Raw genomic sequence first — 23349 nt, 5'->3', positions numbered from 1 at the left:
CGGACGCGTGGGCCGATGACGTCCGGCAACGGTGGCCGCGCGCCGGGATACGACTACGCGCTCGGGGCCGACTCGGAGGTCGGCGTCCTGCGGGCGGTCATGTTGCACCGTCCCGGCGACGAATTGCGCCGACTCACCCCGCGGAACAGCGACCAGCTCCTTTTCGACGGGCTCCCGTGGGTCGGGCGCGCGCAGGAGGAGCACGATGCGTTCGCTGAGGTGTTGCGCGGCCGCGGAGTCGACGTGTACCTCCTCGGCGACCTGCTCGCCGAGACGATCGCGCACAGCGGTGCGGCCCGAATCCAGGGCATCGCGGCGGCTGTCAGCGCACGCCGGCTGGGAACGCACCTCGCGGAGGATCTCGCCGCCCACTTGCGGGGTCTGTCGCCGGCCGACCTCGCCTACGTGCTGATGGCCGGGATGACGTTCGACGAGCTGCCGATCACCCCGTCGGCAGAGCGGTCGTCACTGGTGCGGCGGATGCATCACGGGCCGGAGTTCGCGATCGAGCCCCTGCCCAATCTGCTGTTCACCCGCGACAGTTCGTTCTGGATCGGTGGACGGTTCGCGATCACCTCGCTCGCGCTGCCCGCACGGGCCCGGGAGACGTCGCTGACTGATCTCATCTACGCCCATCACCCGCGGTTCACCGGCGCCCGACGTGCCTACGAGTCGCAGGTGGCGCCGGTCGAGGGTGGCGACGTGCTGCTGCTCGCCGCCGGTGTGGTGGCCGTCGGGGTCGGCGAACGCACCACGCCTGCCGGGGCAGAAGCGCTGGCGCGCAGCCTGTTCGACGACAATTTGGCACACGCGGTGCTCGCGGTGCCGATCGAACAGTCGCGGGCCTTCATGCACCTCGACACCGTCTGCACGATGGTCGACACCGACGCCGTGGTGATGTATCCCAACATCCGCGACACGATGTCCGCGTTCACCCTCGTCCACGACGCCGCGACCGATGCGGTCCGGATCACCGGTGAACGGCCCTTCCTCGACGCGGCCGCCGAGGCGATGGGGATCTCCAAGTTGCGTGTCATCGACACCGGCCTCGACCCGGTGACCGCCGAACGGGAGCAGTGGGACGACGGCAACAACACCCTCGCCCTCGCCCCCGGGGTGGTGGTGTCCTACAACCGGAACTCCGAGACCAATCGGCGACTCCGCGATTCCGGCATCGAGGTCATCGAGATCGAGGGTCGCGAGCTGGGCTCGGGCCGCGGCGGGCCGCGGTGCATGTCGTGTCCACTCGCACGTGATTCTCGGGAAGGGGGCGCGTCGTGACCTCGGATTCATCGACCCCCGACGCGGCGAGCGACGCCGCCCCGTCGGCGCTCGCCGCACTGCGGATCGACGCAGACTCCGATCGGCCGCCCTTCGAGCAGGTGCGGGTCGGCGTCATCGACCTCATCGAATCCGGGCAGTTGCTCACGGGCGAACGCCTCCCGACGGTGCGGGCGCTGGCGTCGCGGCTCGGCGTGGCCGCCAACACGGTCGCGCGCAGCTACCGGGAGCTCGAGGCGGCCGGGGTCATCGAGACCCGTGGGCGGCAGGGATCGTTCATCAAGGCCGGTCGCCACGATGCGCTCGACGCCGGCTTCGCAGCCGCCGCCGCATACGTCGAAACCGCCCGTGAGCTGGGCTTCGACGATTCCCTGATCGTTGAGATGCTCAACCGTGTGCTCGGGCGAACTTGAATAGATTCACCGAGATTGATTGGCTTGAACGATGACAAGTGAACAGGATGTGATCACCAGGCGTCCGAAGCAGACATTGGACCCGGTGGTCTTCACCGTGACCGCGGTTCTGGTCATCGCCTTCGTGATCTGGGGGATCGGCGACAAGGAGAGCCTCAACACCACCACGACCGAGGTGCTGAGTTGGATCACCAACAACCTCGGGTGGTTGTTCATCCTCTCGGCCACGGGCTTCGTGATCTTCGCGATCTTCCTGGCCGTGTCCAAATACGGCCGGATTCCGCTGGGCCGGACCGGGGAGAAGCCGCAGTTCCGCACCATCAGCTGGATCGCGATGATGTTCAGCGCCGGCATGGGCATCGGACTGATGTTCTTCGGCGCCTACGAGCCGCTCTACCACTTCGCCAGTCCGCCACCGGAAATCGGTCCCGACGACATCCGCGCGGCCATGGCGACGACGATGTTCCACTGGGGTTTCCACCCGTGGGCGATGTACGCGGTCGTCGGTCTGGCGCTGGCCTACAGCACGTACCGGCTGGGTCGGACGCAGCTGATGAGTGCGGTGTTCGAACGGCTCCTCGGTCCGCGGGTGTCCAACGGGCCGGGCGGAAAGGTCATCGACATCCTCGCGATCTTCGCCACCCTGTTCGGCACCGTGGCCTCCCTGGGACTCGGCGCGCTGCAGATCGGATCGGGTCTCGACACCCTCGGTTGGGTCAACGAGCCCACCAAGATGCTGCTCGTCGCGATCATCGCGCTCCTGACCGCGGCCTTCGTCGCGTCGGCGGTGTCGGGTATCGCGCGCGGTATCCAATGGTTGTCGAACATCAACATGGTGCTCGCCGTGGTGCTGGCGCTGTTCGTCTTCGTCGCCGGTCCGACCATCTTCATCCTGAATCTGCTGCCGACCACTCTCGGGGCCTACGCCACCGACCTGACCACCTTCGCGGCCCGCTCCGACGCCACGGTCACGACCGAGGCGGGTCATCAGTGGCTGGCGGACTGGACGATCTTCTACTGGGCGTGGTGGGTGTCCTGGACCCCGTTCGTCGGTCTGTTCCTCGCGAAGATCAGCCGCGGTCGCACCATCCGCGAGTTCGTGATCGGCGTCATGGTCGTCCCCACGACGGTGTCGCTGGTCTGGTTCTGCATCTTCGGCGGCACCGCGATCCATCAGGACATCGAGGGCACGCTGGCCTTCGATCCGGCGACCGCGGCCAGCGAGAGCACGCTGTTCGACGTTCTGGCGCACATGCCGTGGACCGGGGTGGCGTCGGCCCTGGTGATGATCCTGGTCGGCATCTTCTTCGTGTCCGGCGCCGACTCGGCCTCGCTCGTCATGGGCACCCTCTCGCAGCGGGGCGTCGAACATCCGTCGCGCTCGCTGACCGTGTTCTGGGGTGTGCTGACCGGCGTGGTCGCCGCGCTTCTCCTGGCGATCAGCGGCGACGACGCCCTCGACGGCATCAAGACGATGGCCATCATCGCCGCGCTGCCGTTCGTCGTGGTGATGATCGGCATGTGCCTGTCGCTCTATCTCGACCTCCGGCGCGACCCGCTGATCGTGTCCCGGCACGTCCTGACGGCCCAGGTCGACGAGCACGTCCGGGAGCAGGCGGTCGCCATCGCGACGGGCGAACTCCAGTCGATCGACGCCGACGCGGTACGGCACCTGGAGAAGATCGACCCGGACTTCGTCGAGCAGGCGAACGGTTCGGAGGCCGCCGGATCGACCAACGGGTCGTCGCCCGCCGCGCCGTCTGTCGGTGACGACGGCCGCACCGACGGGAACCGGGACGAGGGCCAGCGCGACACCGATCGCCTGCCCGGACCTGCGGTCTAGCAACCGATCTGCCCCCGATGGGGCGATGACACCCGGTGGGCCGCGCGATGGTGCGCGGCCCACCGGCGTCGGCGGGGCCGTGCCGGGGTGGGAAGGGCCGCCTACGGAGCGTCGATCTCCGCGATCGACGCGGCGAGAGCAGCGGCGAACGTCTCGGCAGCCGCCCGGTCGAGCCGGGACGTCGTGACCCGCAGGCCGTTTCGGGGGGTGGCGCCGTCGACGGCGAAGATCGTCCCGGGTTGTACCGCCCAGCCACGACGGGCGAGCTCGGTGCTCACCTTCTCCGCGGGGACCTCGCGGGGCAGGTCGACCCAGGTGTTGATCCCGTCAGGTGGTCCGAGCGTCGACGCGACGCCCGCGGAGGTGAGTGCATCGATGAGAAATCCTGTGCGACGGGCATATTCGTCGCGAGCCGTGGCGATGAGCTCGGTCGTCGCCGGATCGGTGAGAAGGTGCGCCGCGGTGGTCTGCAGCAGGTGGCTGACCCAGGGGCGGCCGGACCGGAGTCGCGCGTCGAGTGCGGCCGCCGTCGTCGGGTCGGCATCGACGAGGGCGACCCGCAGGTCCGGACCCAGGAACTTCGCGACGGACCTGACGACGGCCCAGTGCCGGCTGTTGTCCGGGATCACGCGCCGGTAGTCGTAGACCGACAGCAGCGAGAAGTGGTCGTCTTCGATGACCAGCACCTCGGGGTACCGCTCGAGGAGCGCACGGAGTTCTCCCGCACGGGTCTCGGAGAGGGCGATCCCGCCGGGGTTGTGGCCGCGGCAGGTGACGATGACGGCCCGAGCGCCCTCGTCCAGCGCCCGTGCCAGGTGATCGGGTCGCATGCCGGATCCGTCCAGTTCCACCGGTAGCGCGCGATATCCGTTGACGCGGACCGTGCCGACGCTGGCGAGGAAACACGGATTCTCCACGGCGACACCGTCACCCCGGACGAGGTGGGTGTTCAACAGCCGTTCCATCGCGTCGACGGCGCCGTGGGTCGCGACCAGTTCGCCTTCCTGCGGATGATCGCCGAACAGCACCGGCGCCGCGGCCCGGAGCGCCGGAGCCACCGCGGAGGTGCCGTACATCGTGGGCCGGTACGGTGACGCGGCGATCGCGGCGCGCAGGTCGGGGAGGAGATCGGGGTCCGGGTTGCCGCCGGCGAGGTCGACGGCATCTGCCGGGGCGGCGAGTTCGCTGCCGGGGTGGAGTCGGTCGGCGACCACCGTTCCGCCGCGGCCTCGGGTGTCCGCCGCGCCCAGTACGACGAGCTGCCGGTATGCCGTGGCCACGGTGTTGCGGTTGACGCCCAGCTCGGTTGCGAGTTCACGGATCGGCGGCAACGTGTCACCCGGTCGGAGTCGGCCGGAGACGATCGCGTCCCGAGCGCTCTGAACGATCGCGTTCACTGTCTGCCCGGTGATCACAACGGACACTGTAACCCCCGCTCCCCATTTTTGTCCTAGGACAAATGCTACCCTGGTCGTACATCACCGAGATCAGGAGTGTTCGCCCATGAATCACGAGTCCCCGCGCCCGGCCTGGTGGCGCTATGTCGCGTACTGGTACGGCGGCAGACTGCCTGTCTCGGTGCAGGATTGGGTGATCAACGACCTCGTCGGTCCCGGCGCCTCGGCGCGGATGGTCGCTCGGTGGTCGATACCGTGCATCATCCTCGTGCTGCCGATGCTGTTCGTCCCGGGGCCGTGGGGGGTGCGGATCACCATGACCATGCCGATCCTGCTGTCGTACCTGTTCTTCTCCATCGCGCTGAACCGTGTCTATCGCCGCTACCGGCTGGTCCAGCACGGACTCGATCCGGCGCTGATCAACGCGCTCGACCGGGAGAAGAACGCCGACCTCTACGCCGAGTACCACCGGAAGTACCGCAACGAGGCCGCACCGCCGCCGTTCCCCGTCTCACGGTGAGGCCGCGTGGGCCTCACGGGATTCGGTTGTGCGCCGGGGGTGCTCAGCCCCAGCTGGGCAGCCAGATCTGCTGGCGCCAAAGGCCCGGTGATATCGGGGAACCCGTCAGGATGGGCCACAACCAGACGAAGTTCGCGACGACCAGGCCCACGTAGATCGCGACGACCAGGATCGCGAGCGCACGGCGCTCGGGCCGGACGCGCGCCGTCGCCGCAGCCGAACGCAACAGATCACCGCAACACAGGGCGAGACCCATCACCAGAAACGGCGCGAGGACGGTCGCGTAGAAGAAGTACATCTGCCGGTCGAGCGCGAGGAACCACGGCAGGATGCCGGCGAGGTATCCGACGAGGACAGCCGCGTACCGCCAGTCGCGACGCACGATCCACGACCACAGTCCCCACAGGAGCATCGGCAACGACAGCCACCAGAGCGCGGGCGAGCCGATGAGCATCTGGGCGCGGACGCACTCACCCCCGCCGCACTGGTCGGGCCCGTTCTCGAGCGCGTACAGCATGGGACGCAGGCTCATCGGCCATGTCCACGGCTTGGACTCCCACGGGTGATGGTTGCCCGCGGAATTGGTCAGCCCCGAATGGAACTCGAGGATGCCGGACTCGTAGTACCACAGCGATCGCCAGGCACCCGGCACCCACGCGAACGGGCCGTCGGTTCCGATCGTGTTGCCCACCTGGTAGCGGTAGACGGCGGTCTCGCTGGTGAACCAGGGGATGTAGGTCAAGAAGTAGATGACGACCGGCATCACCGCGAGACTCGCGCCGCTCGGGACGACGTCGCGCACCAGGGTGCCGACCCAGGGGCGCGGCACGTGATAGGCGCGGCGGGCGGCCACGTCGAAGCCGATCGCGAGTGCGGTGAAGAAGATGACGTAGTAGATGCCCGACCACTTGGTGCCGCAGTTCAACCCCAGCATCACACCGGCGGTGAACCGGTACCAGCGGAAGCCGAGTCGCGGTCCGAACGGGCTGTCGGCGATACGGCCCTCGAGGTACACGCGGTACATGCGTTCCCGGACCTGGTCGCGATCGGCGACGAGCGCGGCGAACGTGGCCACGATGAAGAGGGTCTGGAAGATGTCGAGCATGCCCATCCGGGATTGCACGAACAGCACGCCGTCGCAGATCGCGAAGATCCCCGCAATGGCGCCCACCAGCGTCGACCGGGTGAGCCGGCGCACCGCGCAGTAGATCAGCACGACGACCAGCACGCCCGAGACGGCCGGTGCGACACGCCAGCCGAGCGGGCCGTAGCCGAAGATCGCCTCGGACGCCGCGAGCATCCATTTGCCGACCGGTGGGTGCACGACCAGGCCGTACGCCGGGTTGTCCTCGATCCAGCTGCCGCCGGACAGCACCTGCCAGCCCTGGGGGACGTAGTGCTTCTCGTCGAAGACCGGTGTGCCCTTGTCGGTGGGGTGGGTCAGGGCCCAGAACCGGGTGATGGTGGCCAGCAGTGCGATGACGACTCCGACGAGGAGTCCACGCCCGCGGTCGGGGGCACCGAACAGCGGTGCGGGCACGTCCGGGCCCAGGCGAGGTGGCACCCGATCGATCCTAGTGGTCCCTCGTAAGCTGACTGTCGATGAACACCGTCCAGCCCGGTACGCCGCCCTCCGACGACGACGCGACCGAGATCCTCGACACCCCCGACTCCGGCCCCGACCCCGGTCGCGTGTCCCACGCTCTCGGCCGGCTGGTGCTGGCCGCCACGCCGATGGGACAGATCGACGACGCCTCGCCGCGTCTGCGTGCGGCCCTGCAGACCGCGGACATCGTCGCCGCCGAGGACACCCGGCGCGCCCGGTCGCTGGCCGCGGCGCTCGACGTCGAGATCGGCGGGCGGCTGGTCAGTTACTACGACCAGGTGGAGGCCGCGCGTACCCCGGGTCTCGTCAGCGCGATCGCCGAGGGGCAGACGGTACTGCTGATCACCGACGCCGGGATGCCGTCGGTCAGCGATCCCGGGTATCGCGTGGTGGTGGCATGCGCCGACGCGGGACTCCCGGTCACGGCACTGCCCGGGCCGTCGGCGGTGACGACGGCCCTCGCGGTGTCGGCGCTGCCCTCCGAGCGGTTCTGCTTCGAGGGTTTCGCTCCCCGCAAGCCCGGCGCGCGAGCCGCGTGGCTGCGCGAACTGGTCGCCCAGCCCCGGACCGCGGTGTTCTTCGAGTCGCCCCACCGACTCGCCGACACGCTGGTCGCCGCGGCCGAGATCCTCGGTCCGGACCGCCGCGCGGCGGTGTGCCGCGAGATGACCAAGACCTACGAAGAGGTCCGGCGCGGCCCGCTCGCCGAACTCGCCGAGTGGGCGGCTGACGGCGTCCGCGGCGAGATCACCGTGGTGATCGCCGGTGCCGTGGCCGCCGAACCCGACGTCGACGACCTCGCCGATCGGGCCGAAGAACTCGTGGCAGGCGGCATGCGACTCAAGGACGCGTGCGCCGAGGTCACGCAGGGTTCCGGTGCCTCTCGGCGCGACGTCTACCAACAGGTACTCGAAAGACGTCGAGCTGATCCGGGCTGACCCGCAGTTCCACTCGCGGCGCCAGTCGATACGGCCGGCTCGAGACGAGCGCCCCGACCACCCGGCGCAGTCGGGACAGCTCGGCGCGCACGCTGACGGTGTGGCCGTCGTCGCCGAAGAGCAGCTGGCTCAATCGCTGTGAGGTGAGGCCCTGGTCACCGGCGTCGGCGAGGAGCAACAGTATCTGGGCATGCCTACGGGTCAGCACCGTGCGCCACGGCTCGCCGTCGCCGGTGACCGTGACGGTCGGCTCGCCGTCGAGGGAGAGCTCGGCCAGGACCGGGCCGGACGGGCCCGCCGGACGCACCAGCCACCCCTGCCCGAGGCGTTCGACCACACAGATCCCGAGCCCCGGCACGAACTGCCGCATGTCGTCCGTCGGGGCCGCGACGCGGACGGGCGGCGTGCAGCCGCGCCCTTCGGCCACCCATCCGTCGTCGTCGATGAGCAGCCCCGGCCCGTGCAGCCCGGCCAGCTGCGATTGGCCGGCGAATCGCAGGTCGGCGAGTTCGCGCTGGTGGGCGAGGGTGATCTCGTGTTCGCCGAGGGCGGCCAGCGCGGAGGTGAACGCCGATGCCGCCGGCTGCATCTCCATGGCCGGGCCCGCCAGGCCCGCGATGGCGATCATGTCGCCGGTGCGGTGGTCGTGCACCGGTACCGCGGTGCAGAACAGCCCGTGCAGCGAGCTGTAGTAGTGCTCGGCACCGAACAGCCGGGTCGGGCGCTGGAGGTGCACGGCGAGGCCGACCGCCGTGGTCGCCGTGGAGTTCTCGTCCCATCGGCTGCCCTCGACGAGCTCGAGCCGGTCGGCCTCCGGGAGAACGGACGCCGAGCCGCCGCGCCACAACAGCACGCCGTCCGCGTCGAACACGCCCAGCGTCATCGAGGCATCGTCCGCGGACTGGGCGAACAATCGCTGAAGTGGTTGTACCGCGTCTCTCAGGGGGTGCGTGGCGCGCCGGGTCTCGAGCTCGTCGTCCGAGATGTGGCCTGGGTTGTGCGTGTCGACGGTGGACCGGTGCCTGCCCGCCCGGACACGGCCCCACGATTCGACGACATCCCCCGGGACGTCGGCACGCGGGGTGCCGCCCGACATGAAGGCATCGTGGTCACGGCGCAGATCACGATCGAGCACCGCGAGATCGGTGGACGACCGGATGGGCACAGTCATGGCGGAATCGTACCCAACGAGGGGGTCGATCATGCCCAACCGCGCGACCCGACGATGCTGGCGGCCTTGTCGAGGCATTCCTGCCATTCCCGGGCCGGGTCGGAGTCGATGGTGATCCCGCCGCCGACACCGAGGGCGAGTGCCCCGTCGGGCGTGATCTCCACGGTCCGGATGGCGACGTTGAGGTCGAGTGCCCGCCCGGGGCCGGCCATGCCGATGGCCCCGCAGTACACGCCGCGCGCGTCGGACTCCCAGCCCTCGAGCAGTTCCATCGCCCGCAGCTTCGGGGTGCCGGTGACCGACGCCGGCGGAAACGTCGCCGCCAGGACGGCGTCGTTGCCCGTTCCCGGCGCCAGGATCGCCTCCACCCGCGACACCAGGTGCCAGACGCCGGGGGCGGGTACGACGGTCAGGAGTTCGGGGACCCGCACGCTGCCGGTCACCGCGATCCGGCCCAGATCGTTGCGGACCAGGTCGACGATCATGATGTTCTCGGCGATGTCCTTGGCAGAGGCGGCCAGCGCATCGGGGTCGGCGGAGGCGGGCAGGGTGCCCTTGATCGGCGACGACGAGATGATGTTGCCGGTCCGGCGCAGGTACGACTCCGGCGACAGGCTCGCCACCGCCCCCCAGTCACCTTGCAGGAAAGCGGCTTTCGCCGGCGCGGTGGCGCCGGCGAGTCCGGTGAAGAACTCGACGGGCCGGCCGCTCAGCGTGCCGGTGAAGCGGGTGCACACGCACGCCTGATAGACCTCACCGGCGCGGATGGCGTCGAGGCACTGTGCGATGGCATCCAGGTGTGAACTGCGTTCGGGCGCATGCCATTCCGCCGTCGGTGCAGCGGCGGATCCGCGCCGCGTGACGGGGTCCACCCGGTCTCCGGCGGCGCGCACGGCCGCCTCCGCCCAGTCGGGTACACCGGTGCCGGTGCGACTCCAGCGTCCGTCGCGGAGTACGAGCACGCCGTCGGTGTGTCCGCCGACGTTCGGCGGTAGCGACGCGTCGTGCGGCCGCACGGGAAACCCGAGGTAGCCGAACCAGAACCGGTCGGGGTCATCCGGGGGCAGGCAGCCGGGTGTCAGTTCGATCGACGGTGCGATGACGGCGTCGGCGTCGTACCAGTCACCGATCAGCGCGGCCGGCGGCGGCAGGCGACGCGCGGCGGTCTCGGTGTGCAGTGCACGCAGCACATCGAGTGCCGGCGCCACCGCGTCCGGGCCGAGCGAGTCCGACCCCACCCCGTCCCACGCGACCATTCTCGATGTGCGGGTTCAGTTCTCGTACCGGGGGAACACCGGAGTCGGCTTCGGCAGCGCGGTACCGGGTTCCAACCGGGTGGCGGCTGCGGTGAACTGCCGATCGTCGCCGACGACGAGGAGGTCGAGGATCTTGTTGGACGACTCCGGCATGACCGGTTGGCTCAGCAGCGCGACGATGCGCACCACCTCGGCGCAGACGTAGAGAACCGTGCCGGTGCGGTCGAGGTCGGTCTTGGCGAGCTTCCACGGTTCCTGTGCCGAGATGTACCGGTTGGTCTCGGCCAGCGTCGACCAGAGCGCCTCGAGCGCCAGGTGGATGGCCTGGTTGTCGATGTGGGCGCGCGCGATGTCGAGCAGGGAATCCGCACGTGTCAGCAGCGCGGTGTCGGTGTCGGTGAACTCGCCCGGTGCCGGCAGGGTGCCGTCGAAGTACTTGCCGATCATCGACAGGGTGCGCTGCGCCAAGTTGCCGAATTCGTTGGCGAGGTCGGCGTTGATGCGGGACACGATCGCCTCCGCCGAGTACGAACCGTCCTGACCATAGGACACCTCGCGGAGGAAGAAGTAGCGCACCGGGTCGAGACCGAACTCGTCGATCAGGTTCTCCGGGTCGACGACGTTGCCGACCGACTTGCTCATCTTCTCGCCCTTGTTGAACAGGAATCCGTGCGCGAACACGCGCTTGGGCAACTCGATCCCGGCGCTCATCAGGAACGCGGGCCAGTAGACGCAGTGGAATCGGATGATGTCCTTGCCGATGATGTGCAGGTCGGCAGGCCAGAACCGCGCGAAGGTCTCCGGGTCGTCGGCGAAGCCGACGCCGGTGAGGTAGTTGGTCAGGGCATCGACCCACACGTACATGACGTGTTCGGGGTGTCCGGGTACCGGGACGCCCCAGTCGAAGGTGGTGCGCGAGACCGACAGGTCGGTGAGGCCGCCCTTGACGAAACTGATGACCTCGTTGCGCCGGACGTCGGGACCGACGAACTCCGGCCGGGACTCGTAGAGCTCCAGCAGTTTGTCCTGATACGCCGAGAGGCGGAAGAAATAGGTCTCTTCCTCGGTCCAGGTGAGGACATGCCCGGTGTCGGTGGCGACGCGGTCGCCGGACTCGTCGACCCGGGTGTCGGCCTCGGCGTAGAACGTCTCGTCCCGGACGTCGTACCAGCCCGAGTACTTGTCCAGGTAGATGTCGCCGCGGTCGCTCATCCGCTTCCACAGTTCTTCCGAGGCGCGCTTGTGGTCCTCGTCGGAGGTGCGGATGAAGCGCTCGAAGCTGGACCCGAGGCGTTCCTGCAGCGACTGGAAACGGTCGGAGTTCCGCTTCGCGAGTTCGGCGGTGGGGATGCCCTCCGCGGCGGCGGTCTGCTGCATCTTCTGCCCGTGGACGTCGGTGCCGGTGAGGAACCGGACGTCGAACCCGTCGAGCCGCTTGAACCGCGCGAGCGCATCGGCGGAGATGTACTCGTAGGCGTGCCCGATGTGCGGAGCGCCGTTGGGGTAGGCGATCGCGGTGGTGATGTAGTACGGGCGTCCCTCGCCGTGGGATGCGCCGGACGGATCGGGGCTGGTCAGATCGGGTGCCATAGTGCCCAACAGACTACCGACCGGCCGGGACGGCACCCAATTGCGGTCCAGACGTTTCTGGTCGGCGCTGGGTCGATCCTGCGCGCGGCGCTGGGTCTCCGGAAGGCTGCGGAGGCCGCGGGAGCTGCGGAACGGTCACCACCAGCTCGCTGACCATCGTGCTGGTCCATGAACGGGCTCATGCGCCGACCCAGGTGCAGAACCATGCAGCGTCCGAGGTGGCGAGGGCCAGACCCGCGTGGTGGCGGCACACACGACCGAGACGGTGACGGCTGAGGCGACCGGGACGGCGGCGACTGACGCGACCAAGACCGCGACGACTGATGCGTCAAGTAGCGCGTCGAGTAACGCGGATTCGTTGCGGTCCATCTCCCGAAGATCCAGGAGACGGACCGCAACGACGCCCACGCCGTGCTCGGCTTTCACACTGTGGAGTTGTCAAGGAACGCCGCGACGGTTATGCCGTCAGGATCTGTGGTCGTGAGGTGTTGTCGTGTCGGCTGCTCGGTCCCGTCTGAGATGGATTGTCCGGCAGCGCGTGCGGTGACGCAGGACCTACACGAACACGTCGTCGAGTCGCATCGTGCGTCGGTTGTAGGCGGGCCGCGGGCGGCGCTGAGGGTCGATGTCAGCAGGCGGGATCAGCCAGGGGTGGCGGTCATATCCCATCGTCACTTCCCAGCCGTGGTGATGTACCTGGGTGTGGCAGCGTTGGCAGAGCAGGCACCCGTTGTCGAGGTCGGTGGGGCCGCCGTCCACCCATGGCACGATGTGATGCACCTGCGTATGTGCCGCGGGCGCACCGCATTTGATGCAACACAGGTCACGGACCGTGATGGCCTTTCGTAAGTGGGACGGGAAGAGCCGCCTGCTCGTCCCCATCTGTAAGGGCACGCCTTCCCCGTCCAGGACGATCTCGCTCACAAGGGCGTCGCACGCGAGTCGCTTGGCGGTGGTCTGCGACACCGGACCGACCCATGGCAGTCGCGCCGGATCTTTCGCATCGGCCGGGATCGTCACCAACAGCTGGGTTCGAGGCGAACCGCTGGTGTCGAGGGTCGCTCCGATCGCCGCCTGATCCATCAACAACTCGAAGCCGTCGGCCCACCGCTGCTCCCGCGTCCGTCGATCCTCGCTGCCGTCGGGTTCGGGTCGCGGGCAGGATCGTTCGTCGATCATGGACAGGAACTTCTCACCGACCACAGCGGTGAGGTCGGCCTTGATCTCCACACGGCCATCGTCGGTGATGCGCGAGTTCACCACGTTCAGCGAGGCGTCCTCGGCAACCGGGATGGCGTCGTCGGCGGTGTCGGCGTTGCGGTGGGCGATGGTGCGTGCGTGGTCGGCGATCTCGGTGGGGGTGGCACCCGAGAATGCTTGAGCCAGCAGCTCGGACTCATGCGCCGCCCGGTCCTCGTCGGAAAGTCCTGTGGGTGTTTGCTTCTCGATGACGGTCAGGCCGCGGACAACCGCGTCGACGCATTCGCTCGCCAGATGCCCGTCGGAGGCGCAGTCGCCGAGCTTCGGCAACGAGTCGATCCGCTCTCCGATCCGTATGCTGCGGTGAGCGACAGCCGGCGCGAAACCCATCTCGATCAGCACCCCGCGTGTGGTCGACCCCACCTTGTCTGCCGCGCCGGTCGCTTCGAACGATGCTGCGTGCACGGCGATCTGATGACCGACGACGTTGTGCAGCAACCGAAGTTCGTCCAGTCGGTCGAAGATCTCCCGGCCGGTCGGGTCGGTGGGTGGTTCGAGGGTGATCACGAAGTCTCGCATCTCGGCGATCGGGGTCATGCCACCAAGGTACTCGACAATCCGTTCGAAGACGAGCAATTTCCACAACTACATCGAGTCAAAGATGTTCTACGACAGCGATTTTCACATCAGAACCATCAGTGGACAGGAGCACCTTCGGTGAACCGCAGTGAACCGCAGTGAACCGCGGTGAACAGAAGTCCCACGAGTCACACAGTTTTCGTCGACTTGTTGAGCTATCAGCCCTGCGGCCGCCGATCGAGCAATACGGTCGCGGTGCGCGCGACCATTTCGTCGGCGTCACCGGTGCACGTCCGCAGCGCCGAAGCTGCTGCGGTCCCCGGTATCTCGGCGAGAGCCTGCACCAGGCGCGATCGAACGGACGCGTCGGGGTCGGCACCCAGGCGGTCGACGAGCAGGTCGACGATCCGCTCGCGGTGGGCTTCGTGGCCGGCGAGGACCTCGGCGGCCTCGACATCGCGGTCGCCGGCACCGATGAGCTCGACCAGGGCATCGACCGCGACCGCGGCACCGCGGCGTCCGAGGGTCAGGGCAGCGGTGCGTCGGACGGCGGGATCGGGATCGGCGAGCAGTCCCTCGAGAACCGACGTGACCTGTGTGGTCTCCTCGATCGCGGCGAGCGCGGTGACCGCCCGGCGTCGAACAACCGGATCGGGGTCGGCCGCACCGTCGACGAGGCGGTCGACACCGCCCGGTCTCTGCGCGAGCGCCCACCGAAGGGCACCGGCGACGTTGGGATCGGGCTCCTTCAGGAGTGCGTCCGCCAGCGAGTCCCCGGACACCCTGACCTCGCCGGCCAGCATCGCGGCAGTCTGACGATCGGCCGCGTTGTCGGACTGGACGGCACGGAGCAGTCTGACCACTCCCAGCACCGCGGACCACTCGGTGGGCCCGGCACCCCGCACGTCCTGTAGACGCGCGAGGAGCTGGGCATCGGCAGCCATCCTCGCCTCGGTGTCGTCGATGAGGCGGTCCATGAGCGTGTCCGGTGCGAACCCCGGCTCGTCGAGCGCGCGGCCGACGTCGCGCAGCGAGAGTCCGAGCGATCGGAGGCTCTCGACGTGCATGAGCCGCTCGAGGTCGGCCTCGGAGTACTCCCGGTAGCCGCCGGATGTCCGGCCGGTCGGTCGCACGAGTCCGAGTGAGTCGTAGTGGCGCAGCATCCGGCTGCTCAAGCCGGTCTGCCGCGCCACCTCGCCGATCAGCACCGCTACGTTCCGTCGTTTGTTTCGACGGCCGAATCGTCGTCGGGGACAGGGCTGGTCGTCGGCGCGACGAAGTCCGACGCAGCGGCGAAGTCACTGTCCGGGTCGTCGATCAGCCGTTCGGTGGCCACGACGTGTGCGCGCACCGCGCGGTTGCCCCGCTGTTTCGCGACGGCAAGCGGTCCGGCCGTGGCGTCGCCGAGTCCGGCCAGGGCACGGCTGAGACTCCGTCGGACGTCGGTGCTCCCGCGGCCGAGTTCGCCGGCCAGTTCGTTCGCGAGCCAGGCCTCCCGGCCCGCTGGGACCAGGACGGCCGCGGTCCGCCAGGCGGCGCGAGCCACCTCGTCGTCCGCATCGTGCAGGAGCGCGGGGGTGATCGACGTCCACGCCGACCGGTCACCGATCTTCGACAGGGTGTGTAGCGCCTGTGCCCGCGCCTGCGGAGACGCGGACGCCAGCTCGGGAATGAGGCCGGGCACCGTCAGTTCGGCGGGCAACCGCGTCAGGGCCCAGGTCAACATGTCCCGCACGAAGAAGTCCGGTTCCACGCCGCAGCGTCGGATCAGCTCCTCGGCATACCCGGGATGCGGGTTGCTGCCGGCCGCCATCGCGGCCCGCAGTCGCATCGACGCGTCATCGGCCGACAATGCTGCCATCAGGGCCGGATCGAGTGGGCGGGTTGTCTGGTCGGTCATGATCGACCACCTCCTTCACCGCCCACCTGACCGCTTGACACCGTGTCAAGGTCAAGCGTCGGGGGCTTTAGATCTCCCGACGATACGGATCACACCCGGGCGGGGCCTTGGGCGGCTCGCGATATTCCAGTTCCGGGATGTGCATGGTCATCGGGGCGGACTCGAGAGTGAACTTCTCGCCGTGATGCGCGAGGTCGATCGGCGGGCCCGACAGCAACCGATAGGTCGCGTTGTCCTTGTCGACGGCCACGACGATCTTCGAGTCACGGATGATCATGCGGAACGACATGTAGGTCAGCCGCTTCGGGAGCCGGGGCGCGAACGTGATGTTCCCGCCGAAGTCGCGCATGCCGCCGAAACCGGCCACGCAGTCGGTCCAGGCACCCGCGAGCGCCGCGATGTGTAGTCCGCTGCTGACGTTGTTGTGCAGGTCGTGCAGGTCGGTGAACACCGACTCGGCGAGCAGATCGTAGGCGAGATCGGGGTAGCCGACCTCGGCGGCGGTGACCGCCTCACAGCACGCCGACAGGGACGAGTCGCGGACGGTGAGCGGGTAGTAGTAGTCGAAGTTGCGCAGTTTCTGCTCGGGGGTGAAGGCATCGCCGAACAGATAGGTCGCGAAGACCAGGTCGGCCTGCTTGACCACCTGCTTGCGGTAGAGGTCGTAGTACGGATAGTTCAGCAGCAGCGGATACCGCCCGACCGACGACTCGAAATCCCAGGCGCCCAGCAGGGTGAACGACTCGCACTGCTGGTGGACGCCGAGGGCGTCGTCGTAGGGGATCGTCATGTCGTCGGCGCACGCCTCCCAGTGCGCCGCCTCGGCGGTCGTGACCCCGAGATGCTCGGCGAGATCGGGCCGGCGGTGCACGGCGGCCACCGCGTCCCGCAGGTTCTGTTGCGCTGCGAGGTTGGTGAAGGTGTTGTTGTTCACGACCGCGGTGTACTCGTCGGGACCCGTCACCCCGTCGATGCGGAACTTCCCGTTCACATCGTGGTGACCCAGCCCGGCGAACAGTCGCGCGGTCTCCACGAGTAGTTCGACGCCGCACTCGGTTTCGAACTGCTCGTCGTTGGTCGCTCGCAGGTAGCGAGCGGTGGCGTTGGCGATGTCGGCGGACACGTGCACGCCGGCAGTCCCGGCCGGCCAGTAGCCCGAACACTCGTCGCCGTTGATCGACCGCCACGGGAACATCGCCCCACGCTGGCCGAGCTCGGCGGCGCGAGACTTCGCCTTGTCCATGGTGGAGTGGCGCCACCGTAGTTCCTCGCCGGCGGCGGCGGGGACCGTGTAGGTGAGCATCGGCAGGATGAAACTCTCGGTGTCCCAGAAGGTGTGACCGTCGTAGCCGGGGCCGGTGAGGCCCTTGGCCGGGATGGCGCGGGACTGACCGCGTGCGCCGGCCTGCAACACGTGGAAAAGCGCGAACCGGACGGCCTGCTGCAGCTCCGGATCGCCGTCGAGTTCGACATCGGCGTCGCGCCAGAAGTCCTCGAGGTAGCGGACCTGGTCGGCCTTGAGCGAATCCCAGCCGGTCTCCATCGCCATCGCGAGGGCCGCGTCGACCTGGGCGCGCAGTGCCGGCACCGAACGCCGCGCCGACCAGCCGTACCCCATGTACTTGGTCAGCGTGAGGCTCTTGCCCTTCGGCACGTTCGCCGCGATGGTGAGCCGGGCGAGGTCGCCGTCGGCGCGGATGAACGTGTCCGCCTTGTCCGGGAAGTAGATCTCGTGATCCATCCCGGCCGCGATGTGCAGGCCGGACTTCTTGGTGTGGTGGACCAGCATGCCCCAGTAGTTGCGGCATGTCGCGAGATCGGAGACGAGGGGTGCGTCGAGCGCGGCCGCCAGGCGCGGATCGTTCCCGGGGGCGGGCACCGGCTCGTTGGCGAGGAGGTCCGACTGCAGGACGAGCTTCATGTCCTCGTCGACGGGCTCGACCTCATACCGGATCGCGGCGATGGTGCGCTTGGTGAAGGACACGAGCCGCTCGGATTTGATGCGCACCTTGCGGCCCGTGGGTGAGGTCCAGACGGTGTGGCGACGCAGTGTGCCGGTACGGAAGTCGAGGGTCCGCTCGTGTTCTTCGGTACGCCCGTACCGGAGGTCCATCGGCTCGTCCTCGACGAGCAGACGGATGATCTTGCCGTCGGTCACGTTGACGACGGTCTGCCCCGACTCGGGGTAACCGTAACCGCTCTCCGCGTAGGGCAGGCCGCGCAGTTCGTAGAAGCCGTTGAGATAGGTGCCGGGATGATCGACGGGCTCGCCCTCTTCGAACGACCCGCGTAAACCGATGTGTCCGTTGGACAGTGCGAAGAGTGTCTCGGTCCGGCCGAGCATGTCGAGGTCGACTCCGCCGCGCCACTTGAGCTGCCACGGGTGGATCTCGAAGCCGAAGTCGTGGCCGTGCTCGGCGGTCATGCGGGGAGCAATTCGTCGAGGTCCGTCACGACGACGTCGGCGCCGGCCGCGCGCATCGCCTCGGCCTGCCCGCCGCCGACACGGTCGACGCCGACGACGAAGCCGAATTCGCCCGCGCTGCCGGCCCGGATGCCGGAGATGGCGTCTTCGAAGACCGCTGCCGCAGCGGGTTCGACGCCCATCTGCTCGGCGCCCAGGAGGAACGAGTCGGGAGCGGGTTTGCCGTTCAGGCCCTTCGACACGATGTCGAGCCCGTCCACCCGGACCTCGACGAATTTCGACAGATCCGCTGCATCCAGCACTGCTGCTCCGTTCTTCGAGGAGGTCACGACCGCGATCCGGAGGCCCGCATCACGAGCCGCCTCGAGGTACCGCACCGAACCCGGATATGCCTGCCCGCCGTCCTCGGCCAGGGACACCAGGAACATGTCGTTCTTCCCGTTCCCGATGGCGGTCACGGTCTGCGGGTCGACGTCGTCGATGCCGCGGGAGGCGAGGAAGGCTCGCACGCCGTCTTCCCGGGGACGTCCGTCGACGTAGTCGAGGTAGTCCTGGTCGGTGAACTCGACGAAATCGGCATGGTCCGCGCCGCCCGCACGCGCGGCGAGGAAGGCGTCGAACGCCTTCTTCCATGCCTTGCGGTGCAACACCGCGGTCTCGGTGAGAACCCCGTCGAGGTCGAACAGTGCGACGGTGATCGAATCTGGCAATCCCAACACGCTTCGCCACGCTACCCGTCCCGGACGACTCCGGCGCGATTTGCGCGGCCGGGCGAACCGTTTTCCCGCGGTGGTGGTGCTCGCGGTGGCGGGCGACCGCTCGCCGTCCCGGGGTGACGGGCCCGAAAAACCTTTGACCGGGCTGCAACTGAGGGTGAGACGATGAACCGATGACCCGACGTTTCGCCCAGATCGATGTGTTCTCCGCCACCGGAACCGGTGGTAACCCGGTGGCCGTGGTGCTCGATGCCGCCGACATCCCCGACGACCGGATGGCGGCATTCGCCCGCTGGACCAATCTGTCGGAGACGACGTTCGTGCTGCCGCCGACCGACGCCGCAGCCGACTACCGCCTGCGGATCTTCACCCCGGACGGGGAGTTGCCCTTCGCCGGTCACCCCACGCTCGGTTCCGCGCATGCGTGGCTGACGACGGGCGGCCGCCCTGCGGGGGAGGACATCGTGCAGGAGTGCGGCGTCGGCCTGGTCCGACTCCGCCGTTCGGGTGCACGGCTGGCCTTCGCGGCACCGCCGTTGCGACGATCCGGCCCCGTCGAGTCCGCGGTCGTCGCCGAGGTCGCCGCCGCACTGGGGATCGTGGCCGGCGAGGTCCTCGCGGCCGAGTGGGTCGACAACGGGCCGGAATGGATGGTGCTGCAACTCGCGTCCGGGGAGCGGGTGCTCGAGGTGACGCCGGACATCCCGGCGCTCGGCGATCACAAGGTCGGATTGTTCGGGATGTACGACTCGGACGGTGAGGTCTTCGGAGAGGTCCGGGCCTTCGTGCCGGGCATCGGCGTCCCCGAGGACCCGGTGACGGGCAGTCTCAACGCGGGTATCGCGATGTGGCTGCGTGCGAACGGTCACGCCCCGGCGTCGTATGTCGCGGCCCAGGGCGCCGCACTCGGCCGTGCCGGACGCGTTCACGTCCACGACGACGGCGAGAACATCTGGATCGGTGGCGACACGACGACGGTGATCGAGGGCACGGTGACGCTCTGACCCGGATGCCCGGGCGTGAGGGCCGCAACCGGAGGGTGTCGGCGCGCTGTGCCAAGGTGGTGCCATGAGCGACGCCCCTGGCGCCCCGGACAAGAGCGATCCCGAGACGAGCGGCGACGAATCTCTGAGCAACAAGGCCGCCAGGAAGCGGCGTCGACGCGAACCACCGCCCGACCCGGCGCCCCTGCCCGGCCTCGTCGACGCCCACACCCACCTGGCCGCGTGTGGCGGGCGCGATGCCGAGACGGTCCGTGCGATCTGCGACCACGCGCAGGCCGTCGGTGTCGACCATGTCGTCACGGTTGCCGACGACATGGTCGACGCGCGCTGGGCGGTCGCCGCCGCGGACTGGGACGACCGGGTGTACGCGGCGGTGGCCCTGCACCCGATGCACGCCGGCGATCTGAACGACGAGACTGCCGCCGAACTCGAGCAGATGGTTCGTCATCCGCGCGTCGTCGCCGTGGGCGAGACCGGGCTCGACTACTACTGGCCCGGGAAGTCGGACGAGTGCGCGCCGCCCGAGGTGCAGCACGAGGCCTTCCGCTGGCACATCGACCTCGCGAAGCGTGTGGGCAAACCCCTGATGATCCACAACCGCGAGGCCGACCGCGACCTGCTGGACATCTTGGCCGCGGAGGGGGCACCCGACTCCGTGATCATGCACTGCTTCTCCGGTGACCGAAACGTTGCCCGCGAATGTGTCGACCGGGGCTTCATGCTCAGCTTTGCCGGCACTGTGAGCTTCGCCAACGCCGACGAGCTCCGGGTCGCGGCCGAACTCGTGCCCGACGACCAGATCCTCGTCGAGACCGACGCCCCGTTCCTGACCCCGCATCCCTACCGTGGCCAGCCGAATCAGTCCTACTGCCTCCCGTACACGGCGCGAGCGCTCGCCGAGGTGCGCGGCGTGACCGATGTGGAGATGGCGCGTCTTCTCGGAGCCAACGCGCGACGGGTCTACGGCATCCCTTTGCCATAATCTGGCCGGTTCGTTATCGTACTGTGATCCGCCTGGCCGACGTGCTGATCCACTCGGCGGGCGTGGTGCCAGTGTTGCCTATCAGGATGTCGTGCCCTTGTCTTCCTTGCCCAATCCAGAGTCGTCCGAGCCGGTGTCGTCCAAGTCGGTATTCGCCAAGATCAACGGATCGAACTCGTTGCGTGTCCGCGTCGCGGTCGGCGCCGTCTGCGCCACTGTCGCGGCCGGCGGGATCATGGGCGTCACCATGCACAAGAACGTCGCGATCGACGTCGACGGCGACGTCCGGCACGTGTCCACCATGGCGATGTCCGTCGAGAGCCTCCTCGAGTCCGAGGGGCTGGCGCCCGCCGACGGTGACAAGGTGAGCCCCGCGCCCGACTCCGGCTTCGGCGACGGCCAGACCATCCGGGTGAACAAGCTCAAGCAGCTCACCCTCGACATCGAGGGCAAGCGCGAGACCATCGTCACCAACGCCTCGACCGTGGACCAGCTGATGGCCGAGCGTGGATTGACCCACGCCGCCGAGGAGACCGCGTTCGGCCAGGAGCTGCCGGTCGGCGGCGGCCAGATCGAGGTCGCACTGCCCAAGCCGGTGAACCTCGTCGACGGGCCGGCCAAGAAGCGTCCGACCGTCGCCGCACACACCGTGAAGGATCTGCTCGAGTCGCTCGGGACGCCGCTGGGCGCCGAGGACAAGGTCACTCCCGCGGCCGACACCAAGGTCACCCCGAATCTGAAGATCGTCGTCACGCGGATCAAGACCGAGGACGTCACGCTCACCGAGCCGGTCGCGCCGCCGGAGGTCAAGAAGGAAGATCCGACCCTCATCCGCGATCGCAAGGTGGTCGAGAAGAAGGGCACGCCCGGTGAGGCGCGCGTGACGTACAAGGTCACCACCGTCAACGGCCGAGTTGTCAAGCGCGACAAGCTGACCAGTGAAGTGCTCACCGAACCGGTCGCGGCCACCGTCCGCATCGGCACCAAACCGGGCGCGCCGTTCGTGCCGTTCGGGTCCGTCTGGGACGCTCTCGCCGCGTGCGAGGCGACCGGGAACTGGGCCATCAACACGGGCAACGGTTTCTACGGCGGGGTGCAGTTCGATCAGAACACCTGGGAACGCTGGGGCGGTCTCGAGTATGCGCCGCGCGCCGACCTCGCCAGCCGCGAGGAGCAGATCGCCGTCGCCAGCAAGACCCAGGCGGTCCAGGGCTGGGGCGCGTGGCCGTCCTGCTCGTCCAAGCTGGGCCTGCGCTGATCGACGAGACGCCGGCACCTGACGAGACGCCCGCGGGCAAGCCCGACGAGGCTCCCCGTCTGCTCGGTCCCGCACAGATCCGGGAACTCGCGGCCGAGGTCGGCGTCCGGCCGACCAAGACGCTGGGACAGAACTTCGTCCACGACGCGAACACGGTCCGGCGGATCGTCGCCGCGTCGGGTGTCGGTCCCGAGGACACCGTTCTCGAGGTCGGTCCGGGGTTGGGCTCGCTCACCCTCGCGCTCCTCGGAACCGCCGGCAAGGTCGTCGCGATCGAGATCGATCCGGTTCTCGCCCAACGTCTTCCGGCGACGATCGCGGAGTACGCGCCCGGCCGTCAGGACAATTTCCAGGTCATTCTCGCCGATGCGCTGCAGGTGACGCGCGACGACCTCCCCGCGGTGCCCACCGCGCTCGTCGCAAACCTGCCGTACAACGTGTCGGTGCCGGTCCTGTTGCACCTGCTCGGTCTCTTCCCCGAGATCACCACCGCCCTGGTGATGGTGCAGGCGGAGGTCGCCGACCGCCTCGCCGCGGGCCCGGGCAGCCGGACCTACGGCGTGCCGAGCGTCAAGGCGCGTTACCACGGGCGCGTGAGCCGCGCCGGTGCGGTGGGACGCAACGTGTTCTGGCCCGAACCCAAGGTCGAATCGGGGCTCGTCCGTATCGAACGCACCGACGATCACTCCACCGATCCGGTTGAACGCGCGCGGGTGTTCGCGGCGATCGACGCGGCATTCGCCCAGCGCCGCAAGACGATGCGGTCGGCACTGGCCGGATGGGCCGGGTCGGCGGCCGAGGCCGAACGCCGACTGCGCGAAGCAGATATCGATCCCGGCGTGCGCGGCGAGAAACTCGACGTCGACGATTTCGTCCGGCTCGCCCGCACGACCGCTGGTCTCTGAACCAGCCAGGGGCGACGACTCATTCCGCTCGATGCACCAGCGCGAGCGACGTCTCACACTGCTCCTGATCCGATAGAAGCGGCCCCTTCTGCTCCCTGAGGAGCGCCCGGAGCGTGCGGAGGGCGCGTCACGAAGGGTCTGCCAAGCATCTCACCAGGACCCTTCGTGACGCTCGCAAGCTCGCTCCTCAGGGGGCGGGGCGACGCTCGCTCCTCAGCCTGGATCCGTGGACGGGTGCGGGTGTCGATAACGTGAAAATGCCCTCTGAGCTGGAATGATTGGTGGTGTTGAGACAACAAAACATTCCAGCTCAGAAGGCACTTTCAGTGAAAGTATCGCACACGTTCTCCGCCGAGTCCGCCATC

At 68.6% G+C, this 23349-nt stretch carries 19 protein-coding genes; 9 read left to right on the top strand and 10 right to left on the bottom strand.

Annotated elements, in window-relative coordinates:
* Positions 1-15 precede the first annotated feature (15 nt).
* Genes MHN80_RS22390 through MHN80_RS22380 form a run of 3 tightly spaced genes read left to right on the top strand, consistent with a single transcriptional unit; the run spans position 16 to position 3537 of the window.
* On the top strand, positions 16-1281 hold the full coding sequence (locus MHN80_RS22390) for an arginine deiminase (protein ID WP_239403714.1): 1266 nt from the start codon (positions 16-18) through the stop codon (positions 1279-1281).
* On the top strand, positions 1278-1694 hold the full coding sequence (locus MHN80_RS22385) for a GntR family transcriptional regulator (protein ID WP_180819465.1): 417 nt from the start codon (positions 1278-1280) through the stop codon (positions 1692-1694). The genes MHN80_RS22390 and MHN80_RS22385 overlap by 4 nt, the downstream gene beginning before the upstream one ends.
* Positions 1695-1725: 31 nt before the next feature.
* Complete coding sequence (locus MHN80_RS22380) at positions 1726-3537, top strand: BCCT family transporter (RefSeq protein ID WP_239403713.1); 1812 nt, start codon at positions 1726-1728, stop codon at positions 3535-3537.
* A gap of 101 nt (positions 3538-3638) precedes the next feature.
* Here MHN80_RS22380 and MHN80_RS22375 read toward each other — a convergent pair whose 3' ends face one another.
* Complete coding sequence (locus MHN80_RS22375; protein WP_239403712.1) at positions 3639-4952, bottom strand: aminotransferase class I/II-fold pyridoxal phosphate-dependent enzyme; 1314 nt, start codon at positions 4950-4952, stop codon at positions 3639-3641.
* 88 nt (positions 4953-5040) lie between these two features.
* On the opposite strand from MHN80_RS22375, the gene MHN80_RS22370 reads away from it, so the two are divergent.
* Complete coding sequence (locus MHN80_RS22370; protein WP_101821893.1) at positions 5041-5454, top strand: DUF5313 domain-containing protein; 414 nt, start codon at positions 5041-5043, stop codon at positions 5452-5454.
* A 43-nt stretch (positions 5455-5497) separates the two neighbouring features.
* On the opposite strand, the gene MHN80_RS22365 is transcribed toward MHN80_RS22370, so the two are convergent.
* Positions 5498-7018, bottom strand: a complete 1521-nt coding sequence (locus MHN80_RS22365; RefSeq protein WP_239403711.1) for a dolichyl-phosphate-mannose--protein mannosyltransferase — start codon at positions 7016-7018, stop codon at positions 5498-5500.
* A 38-nt stretch (positions 7019-7056) separates the two neighbouring features.
* Between MHN80_RS22365 and rsmI the strand changes: the two genes are divergently transcribed.
* Positions 7057-7998: a 16S rRNA (cytidine(1402)-2'-O)-methyltransferase gene (rsmI, locus tag MHN80_RS22360; protein WP_239403710.1), complete on the top strand. Its 942-nt coding sequence runs from the start codon at positions 7057-7059 to the stop codon at positions 7996-7998.
* On the opposite strand, the gene MHN80_RS22355 is transcribed toward rsmI, so the two are convergent.
* From MHN80_RS22355 to MHN80_RS22320, 8 genes are all read right to left on the bottom strand, one after another.
* Positions 7922-9169 (bottom strand): helix-turn-helix domain-containing protein, encoded by a 1248-nt coding sequence (locus MHN80_RS22355; protein ID WP_239403709.1) that lies wholly within the window; start codon positions 9167-9169, stop codon positions 7922-7924. The two genes, rsmI and MHN80_RS22355, sit on opposite strands and share 77 nt — an antisense overlap.
* Before the next feature lie 29 nt (positions 9170-9198).
* Positions 9199-10425, bottom strand: coding sequence for an aminodeoxychorismate synthase component I (locus tag MHN80_RS22350; protein ID WP_239403708.1), 1227 nt, complete (start codon positions 10423-10425; stop codon positions 9199-9201).
* 15 nt (positions 10426-10440) lie between these two features.
* The gene (gene metG, locus MHN80_RS22345) at positions 10441-12015 is read right to left on the bottom strand and encodes a methionine--tRNA ligase (RefSeq protein ID WP_239403707.1); all 1575 of its coding nucleotides are present in this window, start codon (positions 12013-12015) and stop codon (positions 10441-10443) included.
* 555 nt (positions 12016-12570) lie between these two features.
* Positions 12571-13812 (bottom strand): HNH endonuclease signature motif containing protein, encoded by a 1242-nt coding sequence (locus MHN80_RS22340; protein ID WP_239403706.1) that lies wholly within the window; start codon positions 13810-13812, stop codon positions 12571-12573.
* 200 nt (positions 13813-14012) lie between these two features.
* On the bottom strand, positions 14013-15002 hold the full coding sequence (locus MHN80_RS22335) for a HEAT repeat domain-containing protein (RefSeq protein WP_239403705.1): 990 nt from the start codon (positions 15000-15002) through the stop codon (positions 14013-14015).
* A gap of 2 nt (positions 15003-15004) precedes the next feature.
* Positions 15005-15694: a HEAT repeat domain-containing protein gene (locus MHN80_RS22330; RefSeq protein WP_239403704.1), complete on the bottom strand. Its 690-nt coding sequence runs from the start codon at positions 15692-15694 to the stop codon at positions 15005-15007.
* 67 nt (positions 15695-15761) lie between these two features.
* On the bottom strand, positions 15762-18119 hold the full coding sequence (locus tag MHN80_RS22325) for a glycoside hydrolase family 65 protein (RefSeq protein ID WP_004019672.1): 2358 nt from the start codon (positions 18117-18119) through the stop codon (positions 15762-15764).
* Positions 18116-18838: a beta-phosphoglucomutase family hydrolase gene (locus tag MHN80_RS22320; RefSeq protein ID WP_239403703.1), complete on the bottom strand. Its 723-nt coding sequence runs from the start codon at positions 18836-18838 to the stop codon at positions 18116-18118. The genes MHN80_RS22325 and MHN80_RS22320 overlap by 4 nt, the downstream gene beginning before the upstream one ends.
* A 170-nt stretch (positions 18839-19008) precedes the next feature.
* Between MHN80_RS22320 and MHN80_RS22315 the strand changes: the two genes are divergently transcribed.
* The 4 genes from MHN80_RS22315 (at position 19009) to rsmA (ending at position 22984) form a co-directional block, all read left to right on the top strand.
* Positions 19009-19839, top strand: coding sequence for a PhzF family phenazine biosynthesis protein (locus MHN80_RS22315; RefSeq protein ID WP_239403702.1), 831 nt, complete (start codon positions 19009-19011; stop codon positions 19837-19839).
* 64 nt (positions 19840-19903) lie between these two features.
* Positions 19904-20821, top strand: coding sequence for a TatD family hydrolase (locus tag MHN80_RS22310; RefSeq protein WP_064569337.1), 918 nt, complete (start codon positions 19904-19906; stop codon positions 20819-20821).
* Between the two features lie 133 nt (positions 20822-20954).
* Positions 20955-22079 (top strand): resuscitation-promoting factor, encoded by a 1125-nt coding sequence (locus MHN80_RS22305; RefSeq protein ID WP_064569339.1) that lies wholly within the window; start codon positions 20955-20957, stop codon positions 22077-22079.
* Positions 22043-22984 carry a 16S rRNA (adenine(1518)-N(6)/adenine(1519)-N(6))-dimethyltransferase RsmA gene (gene rsmA / locus MHN80_RS22300; RefSeq protein ID WP_239403701.1) on the top strand — a complete coding sequence of 314 codons (942 nt, stop codon included), beginning with the start codon at positions 22043-22045 and terminating at the stop codon, positions 22982-22984. Before MHN80_RS22305 ends, rsmA begins: the two co-directional genes overlap by 37 nt.
* Positions 22985-23349: the final 365 nt, after the last annotated feature.

Source organism: Gordonia sp. McavH-238-E (assembly GCF_022348225.1).
In the GTDB taxonomy this organism is placed as follows: Bacteria; Actinomycetota; Actinomycetes; order Mycobacteriales; family Mycobacteriaceae; genus Gordonia; species Gordonia terrae.
This window is presented reverse-complemented; position numbering and strand designations above follow the sequence as displayed.

What these genes read in the sequence shown, in the direction of transcription:
- MHN80_RS22390 (WP_239403714.1), top strand. Translation starts at nt 16, where the DNA reads ATGACGTCCGGCAACGGTGGCCGCGCGCCGGGATACGACTACGCGCTC.
- MHN80_RS22380 (WP_239403713.1), top strand. Translation starts at nt 1,726, where the DNA reads ATGACAAGTGAACAGGATGTGATCACCAGGCGTCCGAAGCAGACATTG.
- MHN80_RS22370 (WP_101821893.1), top strand. Translation starts at nt 5,041, where the DNA reads ATGAATCACGAGTCCCCGCGCCCGGCCTGGTGGCGCTATGTCGCGTAC.
- rsmI (WP_239403710.1), top strand. Translation starts at nt 7,057, where the DNA reads ATGAACACCGTCCAGCCCGGTACGCCGCCCTCCGACGACGACGCGACC.
- MHN80_RS22355 (WP_239403709.1), bottom strand. Translation starts at nt 9,169, where the DNA reads ATGACTGTGCCCATCCGGTCGTCCACCGATCTCGCGGTGCTCGATCGT.
- MHN80_RS22350 (WP_239403708.1), bottom strand. Translation starts at nt 10,425, where the DNA reads ATGGTCGCGTGGGACGGGGTGGGGTCGGACTCGCTCGGCCCGGACGCG.
- metG (WP_239403707.1), bottom strand. Translation starts at nt 12,015, where the DNA reads ATGGCACCCGATCTGACCAGCCCCGATCCGTCCGGCGCATCCCACGGC.
- MHN80_RS22340 (WP_239403706.1), bottom strand. Translation starts at nt 13,812, where the DNA reads ATGACCCCGATCGCCGAGATGCGAGACTTCGTGATCACCCTCGAACCA.
- MHN80_RS22330 (WP_239403704.1), bottom strand. Translation starts at nt 15,694, where the DNA reads ATGACCGACCAGACAACCCGCCCACTCGATCCGGCCCTGATGGCAGCA.
- MHN80_RS22325 (WP_004019672.1), bottom strand. Translation starts at nt 18,119, where the DNA reads ATGACCGCCGAGCACGGCCACGACTTCGGCTTCGAGATCCACCCGTGG.
- MHN80_RS22315 (WP_239403702.1), top strand. Translation starts at nt 19,009, where the DNA reads ATGACCCGACGTTTCGCCCAGATCGATGTGTTCTCCGCCACCGGAACC.
- MHN80_RS22310 (WP_064569337.1), top strand. Translation starts at nt 19,904, where the DNA reads ATGAGCGACGCCCCTGGCGCCCCGGACAAGAGCGATCCCGAGACGAGC.